This is a genomic window from Streptomyces sp. NPDC037389, from assembly GCF_040636475.1.
GTDB classification, from domain to species: domain Bacteria; phylum Actinomycetota; class Actinomycetes; order Streptomycetales; family Streptomycetaceae; genus Streptomyces; species Streptomyces hesseae.
Map to the genome: position 1 here is coordinate 262,087 of NZ_JBEZUS010000010.1, position 13,222 is coordinate 275,308.

The 13,222-nt window shown below is 70.4% G+C and carries 11 protein-coding genes; 4 read left to right on the top strand and 7 right to left on the bottom strand.

Annotated features, from left to right (window positions below; genetic code table 11):
- Positions 1 to 12 precede the first annotated feature (12 nt).
- Genes AB0E98_RS23525 through AB0E98_RS23535 form a run of 3 tightly spaced genes read left to right on the top strand, consistent with a single transcriptional unit; the run spans position 13 to position 2,750 of the window.
- Complete coding sequence (locus AB0E98_RS23525) at positions 13 to 708, top strand: phosphatase PAP2 family protein (RefSeq protein ID WP_361705770.1); 696 nt, start codon at positions 13 to 15, stop codon at positions 706 to 708.
- A 9-nt stretch (positions 709 to 717) separates the two neighbouring features.
- Positions 718 to 1,380, top strand: a complete 663-nt coding sequence (locus AB0E98_RS23530) for a response regulator transcription factor (RefSeq protein ID WP_361705772.1) — start codon at positions 718 to 720, stop codon at positions 1,378 to 1,380.
- On the top strand, positions 1,377 to 2,750 hold the full coding sequence (locus tag AB0E98_RS23535) for a HAMP domain-containing sensor histidine kinase (RefSeq protein WP_361705775.1): 1,374 nt from the start codon (positions 1,377 to 1,379) through the stop codon (positions 2,748 to 2,750). Before AB0E98_RS23530 ends, AB0E98_RS23535 begins: the two co-directional genes overlap by 4 nt.
- Here the strand turns inward: AB0E98_RS23535 and AB0E98_RS23540 are convergent.
- The 4 genes from AB0E98_RS23540 to AB0E98_RS23555 form a co-directional block, all read right to left on the bottom strand.
- Positions 2,731 to 3,573 (bottom strand): hypothetical protein, encoded by an 843-nt coding sequence (locus AB0E98_RS23540; RefSeq protein ID WP_361705778.1) that lies wholly within the window; start codon positions 3,571 to 3,573, stop codon positions 2,731 to 2,733. The genes AB0E98_RS23535 and AB0E98_RS23540 overlap by 20 nt on opposite strands.
- A 312-nt stretch (positions 3,574 to 3,885) precedes the next feature.
- Entirely contained in the window at positions 3,886 to 4,962 is a 1,077-nt protein-coding gene (locus tag AB0E98_RS23545) for an ABC transporter ATP-binding protein (protein ID WP_361705780.1), read from the bottom strand.
- Position 4,963: 1 nt separating this feature from the next.
- A complete protein-coding gene (locus tag AB0E98_RS23550; protein WP_361705782.1) occupies positions 4,964 to 6,514 on the bottom strand; it encodes an iron ABC transporter permease in 1,551 nt (516 codons plus the stop codon).
- Positions 6,511 to 7,596, bottom strand: a complete 1,086-nt coding sequence (locus AB0E98_RS23555) for an iron ABC transporter substrate-binding protein (RefSeq protein ID WP_361705784.1) — start codon at positions 7,594 to 7,596, stop codon at positions 6,511 to 6,513. Before AB0E98_RS23555 ends, AB0E98_RS23550 begins: the two co-directional genes overlap by 4 nt.
- A gap of 500 nt (positions 7,597 to 8,096) precedes the next feature.
- Here AB0E98_RS23555 and AB0E98_RS23560 point away from each other — a divergent pair, with 500 nt between their 5' ends.
- Entirely contained in the window at positions 8,097 to 9,260 is a 1,164-nt protein-coding gene (locus AB0E98_RS23560; protein WP_361705786.1) for a CopD family protein, read from the top strand.
- Between the two features lie 238 nt (positions 9,261 to 9,498).
- Here AB0E98_RS23560 and AB0E98_RS23565 read toward each other — a convergent pair whose 3' ends face one another.
- From AB0E98_RS23565 to AB0E98_RS23575, 3 genes are all read right to left on the bottom strand, one after another.
- On the bottom strand, positions 9,499 to 10,800 hold the full coding sequence (locus tag AB0E98_RS23565) for a peptidoglycan DD-metalloendopeptidase family protein (RefSeq protein WP_361705789.1): 1,302 nt from the start codon (positions 10,798 to 10,800) through the stop codon (positions 9,499 to 9,501).
- A gap of 108 nt (positions 10,801 to 10,908) precedes the next feature.
- Positions 10,909 to 12,687 carry a hypothetical protein gene (locus AB0E98_RS23570; protein WP_361705791.1) on the bottom strand — a complete coding sequence of 593 codons (1,779 nt, stop codon included), beginning with the start codon at positions 12,685 to 12,687 and terminating at the stop codon, positions 10,909 to 10,911.
- 71 nt (positions 12,688 to 12,758) lie between these two features.
- Positions 12,759 to 13,222 (bottom strand): hypothetical protein (locus AB0E98_RS23575; RefSeq protein ID WP_361705793.1); only part of this gene is annotated, 464 nt, incomplete at its 5' end.

Below are 13,222 nucleotides of genomic sequence, written 5' to 3' on the forward strand. Positions count from 1 at the left end.
CGGCACGGGCGCGTGACCGGGCGCCGCACGGCGGCCGTGACGGGCCTCGCGGCCCTGGCCGGCTTCGCGCTGCTGGCCGCGATCGTCACCGCACGGAGCGGTGCCCCTCTGCCCCTGGACAGCACCCTGCTCTCGTGGGCCGTAGGCCACCGCCCGGCAAGGACGGTGACCGCGATACGGACGCTGACCGATACGGGGACAGGCGCGGTCCCCTATGTCCTGGCCGCCGTGGCGGGTGTCATCGCGGGGCGCACGAAGCGCCGGAAAGTGTACGCGGCTGCCGCGAGCCTGCTGTGCCTGGGCGCGGGACAGCTCCTGCGACGGGCGGTGTTGTACCTGATCGGCCGGGCACGCCCGCCGGCCGAGGAGTGGGCGACGCACGCGTCGGGATGGTCGTTTCCCTCCGGCCACGCCACCACGGCGGCTCTCGCGGCCGCACTGCTGATCACGGCCGTCCTCCTGCGCTCGCCCCCTGGTCGCTTCCTCGTCGTGACGGTCATCGGCTGCTGGGGTATCGCCGTCGGGCTGACGCGCGTCTACCTCGGGGTCCACTGGTTCAGCGACGTCATCGGCGGCTGGCTCTTCGCCCTCGCCTGGTACGCGGCGTGCGCCGTGGCGGCCGCCCGGTGGCTCCCTCCGGTCACCACCCCTGCGCACAAGGACGGCCCGGACCCGGGACACCATGCGGCGTCCCACACGAGTACGTGAAGGAGACAGGTGCGACACACCATCCTGGTCGTGGAGGACGATCACGGCCTGCGGGACGTGCTGGTGCGCGGCCTGCGCGACGAGGGATTCGCGACCCTGACCGCTCAGGACGGTGCCGCCGCCCTGCGCCTGGCCCAGGATGCCGTCGACGCGGTGGTCCTGGATGTCGGGCTGCCTGACGCCGACGGGCGGGATGTGTGTCAGGCGATGCGGGCGAACGGGTTCCAGGCGCCCGTCCTCTTCCTGACGGCCCACCACCGGCTCACCGACCGTCTCGGTGGCTTCTCCGCCGGAGGCGACGACTACCTGCCGAAGCCGTTCCACCTCGCGGAACTGGCGGCCCGGCTGCGGGCGGCACTCAAGAGGGCGGGGCGGGCGGCACCGGCCCGCGCGGGAGACCTGACCCTGGACCCGGCCCGCTTCGCGGCCGGTGTGGCCGGCTGCGAAGTCGCTCTCACACCGACCGAGTTCCGCCTGCTGGCCGCGCTCATGGCAGTCCAGGGGACCATCGTGGGCAGGCGTGAACTGGTCCGGGCGGGCTGGCCGGAAGGGGCCCATGTCAGCGACAACACCCTCGACCAGTACCTGAGCCGCCTGCGGCGCAAACTACGCCGACTGGGCAGCGACCTGACGATCCACACCTCCAGGGGAATCGGGCACCGGCTGGCATGACGGCATTCCCGCGGGCCCTGTGGCCCCGTACCATGCGCGGCCGCCTGTCACTGGTGGCCCTGGCGACGGCGACCCTGGTGATGGTGGTCCTCACCGTGCTCTTCAACGTCGTCGCCCGCACCCACCTGCAGCGGCAGGCCGACGACGAACTGCGCACCCGTGCCGAGGCCGTGGCCACCACCGTGGACACCGACCACGACCCCGTACGCGTGCGCGAGACGGCCGATGACGCACTGCTCGACACCAACGTATGGATCTACGCCGGCCCCCACCTGCTCGAACACCCCGCCTCCGCCCCGGCCGACAGCACTCTCACCGAAGCTGCCGACCGGCTTTCCGCGCACAGCGACCGGCGGTGCGCCACCGTCGAACGCAACGGCTCCCTCCGCCTGTGCTCCCGGCCCGTCGGAGACCTCGACACCCACACCGCGCCCCGCGCCGTCGTGGTCATCGCCCTGGATCTCTCCCCCTATAGGGCGTCGGCCAACACGATGCTCCTCGCCTCCCTCGCCCTGGGCACCGCCGTCCTCGCCTGCACCTACGTCCTGACCCGTCTCGCCGTCGGGCGGGCGCTGCACCCGGTGCGGACCATGACCGACCAAGCTGCCCGGTGGAGCGCCATCGCCTCCGACGAACGCTTCGGCACCACCCGACGCCCCGACGAGCTGGCGCGGCTGGGGGCCTCCCTGGACGGCCTGCTGGACCGCATCCGCGCGGTACTGCGGCACGAACAGCAACTGACCGGGGAGCTGTCGCACGAGCTGCGCAACCCTCTGGCCCGTATCACCGCCGAACTGGACTGGTGGCAGGCCAGGCCGCGCTCGGCCGAGGAAACCCGGGCCACGCACGCCGGACTCGCCGACGCCGCCCAGTGCATGCGGGCCATCTGCGACACCCTCCTCGACGACGCGCGCGACAGTGCCCGGGCCGTCCCCGGCACCACCGCCGTCCTGCCCACCCTGCGCCACCTCACCGCCGCGGCCACCGCCGACAGCACGGTCACGGTGACGGTCAGCTGCCCGCAGACGCTGACGGCGGGCGTTGCCGCCGCCATGCTGGAACGGATCATCAGCCCGCTCCTCGACAACGCCCTGCGCTACGCCCGCTCGCACGTCCTTCTCCGTGGCGAGCAGCACCCTGACGGCAGCGTGCACGTCGAGATCGCCGACGACGGCCCCGGCGTCCCGGACTCGTTCAGCGATCAGCTCTTCCAGCCGGGCCGCCGTGCCGATCCCGGCGACGGGCACGGCGGAGCGGGCCTCGGGCTGCCGCTCGCGCGACGCCTGGCCCGCTCGGCCGGCGGCGACGTGTGCCACGACGCCCGGCACGAGCCGGGCGCCGCCTTCCTGGTCAGCCTGCCCGCGGCGTGAGCCGTTCCTTCTCCGTCACGTCCCGGCGCGTCACCGTCAAGAACACCACCAGGGCGACGATGACGGTCAGGAACAGCCCGCTGGTGACGACCGTCCCCAGCCCCAGACCACCGTCCGTGGCCGGCTGGGACAGGTAGTCGCCGACCGAGGCGCCGAGCGGGCGGGTCAGGACGTAGGCGATCCAGAAGCTCCACACCGCGTCCATGCCCAGCGCGAAGTGTGCCACCGCGACGGCGGCGATCACCGAGGCGAACAGAACGGCGGAGAGCCAGTAGCCCAGATCCATGCGCTCCGCGACCAGGTCACCGGCCGCGGTGCCGAGAGCGAAAGTGCACAGCACCGCCAGCCAGTAGAAGCCCTCCCGCCGCACGCTGTCGACGTGGTGGATGGACAAGGTCCGCTCGCTGCGGTACCAGAGGGCGAACACCCCGACGAGCAGGACGGCGAACGCGCCGGTGCTGACCTGGAGCGGCACCCCCAGGTTGTCGGTCAGGTTGTCGGTGATCAGCGTGCCGACGACGCTGACCAGGGCCACGACGAGCCAGTACAGACCGGGACGGTAGGAACGGGCCCGGAACTGTGCCACCAGAGCCGCCACCAGCAGCGCGCTCATCAGCAGCGACACACCGGTGAGCCCCAGACCGGCCTTGCCGTTGAGCAGGTCGGCGGCGGTCTCGCCGACCGTCGTGCACAACACCTTGATCACCCAGAAGTAGAGCGTGACTTCGGGGACTTTGTTCCACGGCAGACGATGGCCGGCACCCACGCCACCAACATCGCGTGCATCCGCTACCGCGGCCGTTTCGGAGATCTCAGGGGTCATGGCGCCCGACTCTGCCACCGCCGACCTGAACGCATCCTGACCACGTCCACGATGTCCCCCTCGCAGTGACGCCCCGCACCCGAACCTGATCGCCATGCGCCATGTCGCACCCCAACCGCCCACCCCCTCCCCGATGGCCCGCCCGACCGCGTGGCCGCGTCGACGGCTCGGACGGGCCGTCACCACCGCCTACCTCACCGCCGTCGCACTTCCCGCCCCGGTCCATGGCTCCGCCCCACCCAGACCGTCCCGCTGCCGGCCGGACAACTTCCCCACCCGATCACCGAGACGCGAAGGATGCCGGGGAGAGCGCTACGATGCGACGGGTTCCGTCTTCGTCGAGGAGTCTGCGGTGCGGAGGGGGTGAGCGGGACCCCGGACCTCAAGGAGCACCTGGCTGCCGACTGTCGGTGGCAGGGAGTCCGTATAGACGACCAGGCGCTGGGGCAGGTCGGGACAGGGCTCGGGGATGAGCTCGACCCGATGGTCGTGGCCCCGGAACAGGCAGGCACTGACCCGGGCTTGGACGGTGTACCGGCCGGCCTGGGTGGTCAGCCGCAGCTGATGCGGGCGGAGCATGACCATCCCCGTGCCGTCGGCTCTCGTGGTGAGAGGCAGTACACCGAACGCGGTGGCGGCGTGCCCGTCGGCGAGTTCGGCGGGCAGCAGGTTGGCTTCGCCGAGGGCAAGGGCCATGATCTCGTCGGCGGGCTGGTGGTAGAGGGTGTGGGGGGTGCCGGCCTGAGCGATGCGGCCATCGCGTATGACGGCGATGGTGTCGGCGAAGGCGAGCGCCTCGTCCACGTCGTGGGTGACCAGGATCGCGGTGGCGCCGGCCCGGCGCAGGGTGGCGGCGACCTCCGCGCGCAGCTCGGCGCGGAGCGCCGCGTCCAGCGCGGCGAACGGCTCGTCGAGCAGGAGCAGTTGAGGGCGTGGGGCGAGGGCGCGGGCCAGGGCGACGCGTTGCTGCTGGCCGCCGGAGAGCTGGTGCGGGTGGCGGTCGGCGAGGCCGCCGAGGCCGATCAGGTCGAGCATCTCGCGTACGCGCTCGCGGCGCCCCGTGCGGGGCAGGCCGAAGCCGACGTTGGCGGCGATTGTCAGGTGCGGGAAGAGCGCGCCGTCCTGCGGTACGTAGCCGATGCGTCGGTGCTCGGCCGGAACGCGGGTGCGGCCGTCGTCGAGGACGCGGCCGCGCAGGACGACGTGCCCCCGGGTGGCGGGGTGGAAGCCGGCGACGATGCGGAGCAGGGTGCTCTTGCCGCAGCCGGAGGGCCCCAGAACGCAGGCGAGCGCCCCGTCCTCGACGGTGAGATCGAGACCGGTGAGGACCGGGGTGCGACCGTGCGTCGCATGCAGGTCGGTGATGGACAAGCCCGGCTGGCCGGTCATCTCAGTTCTCCGAGCTAGTGGTTGGGCGGGCGCCGAGTGTGCGACGGGTGAGGACGAGGACGGCGGGGACGGACATGGCGACCATCACGGCGGCGTACGGTGCCGCCGCCCCGTAGGAGAGGCCGGTGGTGTAGACCCAGAACTGGGTGGCCAGGGTCTCGGTTCCGGTCGGCCGCAGCAACAGGGTGGCGGTCAGTTCGGTGCTGGCGGTGAGGGCGACCATCGTGAACGCGGCGCCGAGCCCGGGCAGGATCAGCGGCAGGGTGACTCTGGCGAGGACGGCGATTCTACGGACGCCCAGCGAGCGCGCCACGTCCTCCACACCGTGCGGCACGTGGGCGAGCGAGGCCCGCACCGAGGTGAGGGCGAGTGGGAAGAACAGCACCGCATACCCGGTGACCAGCAACGACGGCTGCTGGTAGAGGGGTTGGGCGTAGCGGATCGCGAAGAACACCACCGACAGGGCCACCGCGATGCCGGGCAGCGCCCGCGTCAGGTAGGCGGCGCGTTCCACGGCGCGCGCCAGGCGGGTGGGCCGCCGCCAGGAGTGGAGCGCCACCGGCACCGCCAACGTGGTCGCGACGGCTGCCGCTGCCAGAGCGTAGCCCAGGGTCGTCGCGGTCGCGGAGACGATGGAGGCGGACGGCAGGGTGGTGGAGCGGCCGTGTATCAGCCAGTGGACGAGCGCGAAGACCGGCACCCCGGTCGTCACCCCCACCACGGCCGCCAGCGTCCCCGCGGCCACCGGCTTCCAGTTGCCCAGGGTCACAGGTGCGCAGCGCCGCCCGGCGGTTCCCTCGCGCACCACCCGGCCACGCCGTGCGGCGCGTGCGTCGAGGGTGACCAGGAGCAGGGCGAGGCCGACCAGGGCCAGGCTGAGCAGGCTGGCGGAGGCGACGTCGAAGCTGGTCTGGTACTCGTTGTAGATCGCGGTGGCGAAGGTGGTGTAGCGCAGCATCGCGAACGCCCCGTACTCGCCCAGGAGATAGAGGGAGACGAGGAGCGCGCCGCCGGCGAGCGCGGGTCGGGTGAGCGGCAGTGTGACTCGCCGCAGGGTGGCGAGCCGGCCGTGGCCCAGACTGCGCGCCACCTCCTCGGCGGAGGCGTCGCTGTGCCTCAGTGTGGCGGCCACCGGCAGGAACACCAGGGGGTAGAGGGAGGACGTCATCACCAGTACCGCGCCCCCGTACCCCTGCACCCGCGGGAAGAGCGAGACCCACGAGTAGCCGTGCACGAACTCCGGTATCGCGAGTGGCATCGCCAGCGCTACGGTCCAGGCCCGGCGTCCTGGCAGGTCGGTGCGTTCGACCAGGTAGGCGGCGGCGAAGCCGAGGACGGCCGTGGCGGCGGTGACCACCGTGGTCAGGGCGACGGTGTGCCACAGCAGAGTGCCCACCAGGGGGCGGGCCAGCAGACGCCGGACGGTGTCGCCTCCGGCCTGCGCGGCCTGCAGGCCGACGAACACCAGGGGAGAGGCGACGAGCAGCGCGACCAGGCCCGCCACCAGGGGCAGCGGGCCCGGCGCCGTGCGCGCCGTGCGGAGGGACCTCACAGCAGGCCGACGGACTTGAGCAGGTCCAGCGCTTCCTTGCCGTCTCCGAGGTCACCGGGCCGGGCGACCGACCCGGAATCGGCCAGAGCCCGGCTCACCTTGGCGTTCTTCACTCCGGCGGCGAGCGGGTACTCGTAGCTCTCGGAGGTGGCGATGATCTGCTGTGCGGGCTTGCTGGTCAGGTAGGCGAGGAACGCCTGGGCCGCCGCCTGGTGCTTGCCGTGGGAGAGCACGGCCGCGCCGGAGACGTCGACCAGTGCGCCGGGGTCGCCCTGCTTGAAGTAGCCGAGCGCACTGTGGGTGCCTGCCGCGCCCTGCTCGTCGCGGAGCCGGTACCAGTAGTAGTGGTCGATGACGCCGCCCTCGACCTCGCCCCGGTTCACCGCGTTGACCAGGTCCTCGTTGCTGCCGTAGACCTTGCTGTCGGCCTTCAGCCCCTCGAGCCAGCTCTTGGCGGCATCATGGCCCTCCGCCTTGATCATCCTGGTGACGATCGGCGTGAAGTCGGTCTCGCTCGGGGCGACGCCCAGCTTGCCCTTCCATGCCGGGTCCGTCAGGTCCTTGACCGAGGAGGGCGCCTTTGCGGCCTGGAGCTTGCTCGTGTTGTAGACGAACGCGGCCTCGCGCGCCGAGACACCCACCCAGTCGCCCTTGGCCGAGCTGTCCGCCGACGGTACGGCCGACAAGGCGGCCGAGTCCGCCTTGGCCAGCATCCCCTTGTTCTCGAGGGTGGTGAGCGCGGGCGGGTTCTCCGCGAAGAAGACGTCGGCCGGGGAGGCCGGCCCCTCGGTGAGGATCTGGTTGGCCAGCTCGGCCTCGTCACCGGAGCGGACCTTGGCCGTGATCCCCGTCCGCGCCCGGAAGTCCTTCACCAGTGTGCTGACCGTCTGCTCGTGCTGACCGCTGTAGACCGTGATGGTCTGACCTTTCAGCGAACCACCCGGCACCGGGGACGACTGGTCCGACGACGCGCTCCCCTGATCACTCGATCCACTGCACCCCGCCACGGTCAGCACCGACAGTGACACCGCAACCGCCAGTACGGCGGACCGTCGCGCGGACCGCAGGACGACACCAGACATGGGACCTCCGAAATGAGACAACACACGGGCCGCCGACCCCGCCCCACACGGCACGCACCAGAACCAACAAAGCAAGGAGAACCATACTTAGGTAAGCCTTGCTTGAGAATGCATGCATCACATGAAGGCAAGTCCCTTTTCGGTCATTCATGAGCCCCGGGTGTCTACTTGTGTCCGGATTTGCCGCTGACCGCTTGGCCATCTCATGGCGAATCCATGGTGAACGCGTGACAGGTCCAACACCGCTGGATGCCCCAATGCTTACCTGAGCGTGATGATGGGTGCGCTGCGCCGCAGGGGGTGATGATTCACCCACGGAGGCCGCGGCGCCGGCCTCGGCGTTCGCGATCCTGTGCGTGCCGCGACCGCGCCGTCTCCACCTCGCCCTGCCTCGCCTGGTCCTTCGTGACCGCCATGCGGCTCCTCCGCCGCCATGGGGCAGGGTCGCGCGCTCCGGTGTGGCCGGATCAGGCCGCTGGGATTTAGGTTAGCCTTACCTTATGAATTTTGTGCACCTCGCGGCGGCCTCGCCGTACACAACCCCTCCTCTCTGGCGGATTCTCACCAAATCCGGCTATTTCATCGGGTTGTGCGGGGTAATCGGCTTCACCGTGACGTATGCGGCGGCGGTGCTCCCCGCACTGCGCGCGCCGGAGAACGAGCGCGGCGACGTCGCGGCCCTGCGGCGGCGGGCCGCGCTGTCCCTGGCGTGGGCCGGGGTGGTGCTGCTGGTGGCGGGCTACTTCCAGCTCGCGGCCCGGCTGGCCCGGGCCGGCAAGGGCATGCCGTTCGGGGACGCGCTCGCGCCGGGACGGACCTGGGACTTCCTGTGCGCGCCCGCGGCGCGGGGCGCGTGGGTGGCACAGGGTGCGATCTACCTGGTCCAGAACATCGTGCTCGTGCTGACGTCCGCCGCTCTGATCATGTTGTTCAGCCCGCGTGCACGTCGTCACCTCAACGCCCTAGCCCTGACCGCCCTGCCGCTGTCGCTCACGGTGACGCTCATCGCGGCGATACCGGCCACCGCCCCGGCGAGCGCGGACAAGGTGTTCGACCTCGTCTTCGACCAGGTCCACATCATCAGCGGCACCGTGTGGATCGGTGGACTGGTCCTGCTCGCCGCCCTCGCCGGGGCCCGCCGTCAGCTGAGCGGGAACGCCGGCTTGCTGTGGGCGGACATCTGGCGGCGATTCAGCCTCGTCGCCCTGGTCTGCGTCGGGGCGGTGCTGACGTCCGGCCTGTGGATCTCCTGGAAGCACGTCGGCGGCATCGAGCAGCTGTGGACGACGACCTACGGCCTCTTCCTGCTCGTCAAGACCCTACTGGTGCTCGGCATGGTCGCGGCGGGCGGCGTCAACCAGTTCTGGCTGATGCCGCGCATCGCCCGTGCCCGCCGCGCCGACGCGACGGCCTCCCTCCTGCGCCTGACGCTGCGGCACTTCCCGAGGATCGTCTGGGCCGAGATCGTGCTCGGGGCCGGCGTCCTGGGCGTCGTCCCCTTCCTCACCGGCTCCGCCCGCCAGGCCGGCAGCCCGGCGCCCGGGGCGACCGGCAGCGTCTTCGCCGTCGGCGCCGCGCTCGTCCTCACCCTCGCCGCTTCGCTCTGCGTCACGGCCAAGACCTCCGACGCCCTTTCCCGGCGCCAGATCGCGGCCACGACCTGATCCCGCGAAGGGGCGTGGCGCGGTGCGGCGGTCGGGATGCGTTCAGGTAACCGGTGGCGCTGTCGCGCCGACTCATGGGTGGGGCCACCCATGGCCGAGCAACCTGCCTACCTCGTAGCCGCGTTGGGCAAAGATATCGAGGACGCTCGTGCCCACCGCGGAGGCGGCGACGAAGAGCGGACCACCGAAACCCCCGCGTCAGAGGAGAGCTCCGGTGGTCCGCTTGGAGTGACGTCGGTTACCGGCCCGCGATGGAGTATGCGGGGCCGCCGACCTTGTGCCACACCGTGCCGTTACCGGTCCACCGGAACACCGCGTCGCTGTTGGGCGACAGGCCGTACAGCGCGTCTCCGGCGACGGCGAAGTCCCGGCCTGCGCCACCGACCTTGCTCCAGTTGTTCGGCCCGTTCATCTTGAACAGGTCCCCGTTGCCGGGGCCGGCGGCGAACAGGCCGGCGCCACCGCCGTAGAGGGTTCCGGCAGCGCCGCCGACTTTGTTCCACGCGGTACCGTTACCGGTCCACTGGAAGACGGCGCTCTTGTCGGGGCTGAGTCCGAACAGGCTGTCACCGGTGACGGCGAACTGCGCCCCAGCACCACCGACTTTGCTCCAGTTGTTGGGCCCGTTGAACTTGTAGAGGTCCCCGTTGGTGGGGTTGGTGGCGAACAATCCTGCGCCACCGCCGTAGAGGGTTCCGGCTGCCCCGCCGACCTTGTTCCATGTGGTGCCGTTGCCGGACCATTGGAAGACGGCGTTGCCGTCGGGTGAGAGTCCGAAGAGGCTGTTGCCGGTGACGGCGAAGGCCTTGGCAGGTCCGCCGATCTTGCTCCAGTTGTTGGGCCCGTTCATCTTGAACAGGTCCCCGTTGTCGGGGTTGGTGGCAAATACACCGGCGCCGCCCGCGTACACCCTGCCCGCCGGCCCACCGACCTTGATCCAGCTGCTGCCGTTGCCGGTCCATTGGAAGACGCCGGAACGGTCCGGGGACTGGGCGAACAGGCTACTGCCGGTTGACACGCCACAGTTGCCGCTGGTCTCGTAGTGCTGGTTGTATTCCCATGTGACGGGAACGAGGTGCCCGTCAATGGTGGCCTGCACGACGGAGCCGTTCAGTTTCTGCTCATAGTGCAAGTGCGCCCCGGTGGTCCAGCTGCCGGTGTTGCCGACGATGCCGATCTGTCGGCCCTGCTCCACGTCGTCGCCGACGGCGACGTCGCGCCGGTCCAGGTGCAGGTACCGGGTCTGCCACCCACCGCCGTGGTCGATCACGATGAAGTTTCCGGCTTGACTGTCGAACTGTGAGGTGACGACGCGTCCGCCTGCCGAGGCCAGGGCGGGTGTGCCCTGGGTGGCTCCACCGACGGAGACCATGTCGACCATGTACTGGCTGGCGTGTCCATCGTGCGTGGACGTAGTCCACCGTTGCCCGCAGGGAATGGGAAGCTGGAACGCGGGGGTGGTGGCGACCTCGGTGTTCGCCGCCGGGGCTGTTGCGGTGGTCGCGGCCGCCGCCGGGGCGGCGGGCAGGAGGGCTGTCATCGGTGCGAGCAGCAGTGCTGCCGCCGCCAGGAAGCCGGCCGATGTGATCCTCATGCATCTCCTTGGGACGGGGGTGCGATATGGGAGGGGGAAGTGTGAGGGCGATCGCTATTCGGTGACGATGCTCGCGGCGGGTCCGCCGACCTTGGTCCATTGGAAGGTCGCCGACCCGGACCATTGGAAGATGCCGCTCTTGTCAGGGCTCAACCCGTAAAGCCGGTCACCGGTGACCGCGAAGGCCTTGCCGGGACCACCCACCTTGGACCAGTTGTCCGGTACGCCGCTGAACTTGTAGACGTCGCCGTTGCCGGGGTTGGTGGCGAACAACCCGGCGCCACCGCCGAAGAGGGTTCCGGCCGGTCCGCCGACCTTGGTCCAGGTCGTGCCCGACCCGGTCCATTTGAAGACCGCACCACCGTTGGGCGACAGGCCGTACAGTGCCTCGTTGGTGACCGCAAAGGTCTTTCCGGGTCCGCCGGCCTTGGTCCAGTCGTCCGGGGTGCCGTTGTACTTGAAGATGTCGCCGGTGGTCGGGTCGGTGGCGAACAGGCCGGCGCCGCCCGCGTGCAGCGTGGCGGCAGGTCCGCCGATCTTCGTCCAGGTGGTCCCTGATCCGGTCCACCGGAAGATGGCCTTCTTGTCCGGGCTGAGCCCGTACAGTGTGCCGCCGGCGACGACGAACTGGGCCCCTGGCCCGCCGACCTTGGTCCAGTTGTCCGGGGTGCCGTTGTACTTGAAGATGTCGCCGGTGGTCGGGTCGGTGGCGAACAGGCCACCGTCGCCGCCGATCAGTGTGCCTGCCGGTCCGCCGATCCTCGTCCAGGAGTTTCCGGCCGTCCGCTGGTGGACGGCGCTCCTGTCGGGGCTCAGTGCGTACAGATGATGCGGGGTGTAGGGCCACGCCCGCCAGGTGAGCGGTGCCAGGTCCACTCCGCCTGTGCCCCAGCCCGCGCTGCTGAGCCATTGACTCCCGTCGCGGTCGGTGACGACTTCGGCGGCGTGGGACGGCAGGCGGCCCACCTGGCCGGTGGGCGTGAAGTGCAGCGGATCGGAGCTGGCGTACACCTCGGCCCCGGCATAGTCGGCAGGTGCGGAGCCGCCGACGAACAGGTACCAGAGGCCGTTGCGCTGTGTCACGTACGGGGATTCGGTCCAGCCGTCGCCGGGGGCGGTGAACGCGGTCTTGCGGGGGCTCCAGGTGATCAGGTCCGGACTCGTCCGGTACGCGACGATGTTGCGTCCCCCGGTGGCCGTCTCGGTGGCGGTGTAGTACATGACCCACTGGGATCCGACCCGGGCGACCATCGGGTCGCGTGCTTCGAGTCCGTCACGGAACAGTGGCCCTCCGGGCCGCCGTTCCCAGTGGATCAGGTCGGTGGAGGTGGCCAGGTTGATCTGACTCCTGGACGGGTCGCCGATGGTCTGCCCGCCTGCGTAGAACATGTAGTACGTGGAGCCGGAGCGGATGACGTGCGGTGCCCACAGGTGCGACTCTCCGTAGGAGGGGTCGACCGTCAGGGCCATGGGCTGCTTGGTCCATGGCCCGCGCAGGCTGGGTGCCGTGGCGTGCGCGAACGAGTCCTCGTTCTCCGGGTCGGCCGGTTCGGCGTGGGTGATGCCGAACAGGTGCCAGGTCCCGGTGGCCTCGTCACGGATGAAGGTGTGGTCGTTCATGTACCAGGGCTGTGATTCCCCGGTGCCGGGGTTGTAGACCCGGACGAAGTCTCCGGTGGTCACCGAGCCGGTGGTCACCGAGTCGGTGTTCACGTAGGCGGTGTTCGCGGAGGCGGTGGAGTGGGGTTGGGCAGGTGCCGGGGCGGCGACGGCGGGGAGTATCCCGAGTGAGACCGTGACGAAGGCAGCAGCCAGGGTGATGCGTGAGAACACGTGGCTCCAGAGGGAAGAGCGGACGGGCCCGGCCCAGGCGGCCCGGTCCCGCCCGCTGGTGACGTTGCCGGCTACCGGCCCGCGATGAAGGAGGCGGGACCACCGACCTTGAGCCAGGTCGTGCCGTTGCCGCTCCACTTGAAGACCGCGTCGCTGTTGGGCGACAGGCCGTACAACGCGTCTCCGGCGACGGAGAACTGGTGGCCTGCGCCGCCGATCTTGCTCCAGTTGTTGGGCCCGTTCATTTTGTACAGGTCCCCGTTGGTGGGGTTGGTGGCGAACAATCCTGCGCCACCGCCGTAGAGGGTTCCGGCTGCCCCGCCGACTTTGTTCCATGTGGTGCCGTTGCCGGACCATTGGAAGACGGCGTTGCCGTCGGGTGAGAGTCCGAAGAGGCTGTTGCCGGTGACGGCGAAGGTCTTGGCGGGTCCGCCGACTTTGCTCCAGTTGTTGGGCCCGTTCATTTTGTACAGGTCCCCGTTGGTGGGGTTGGTGGCGAACAATCCTGCGCCACCGCCGTAGAGGGTTCCGGCTG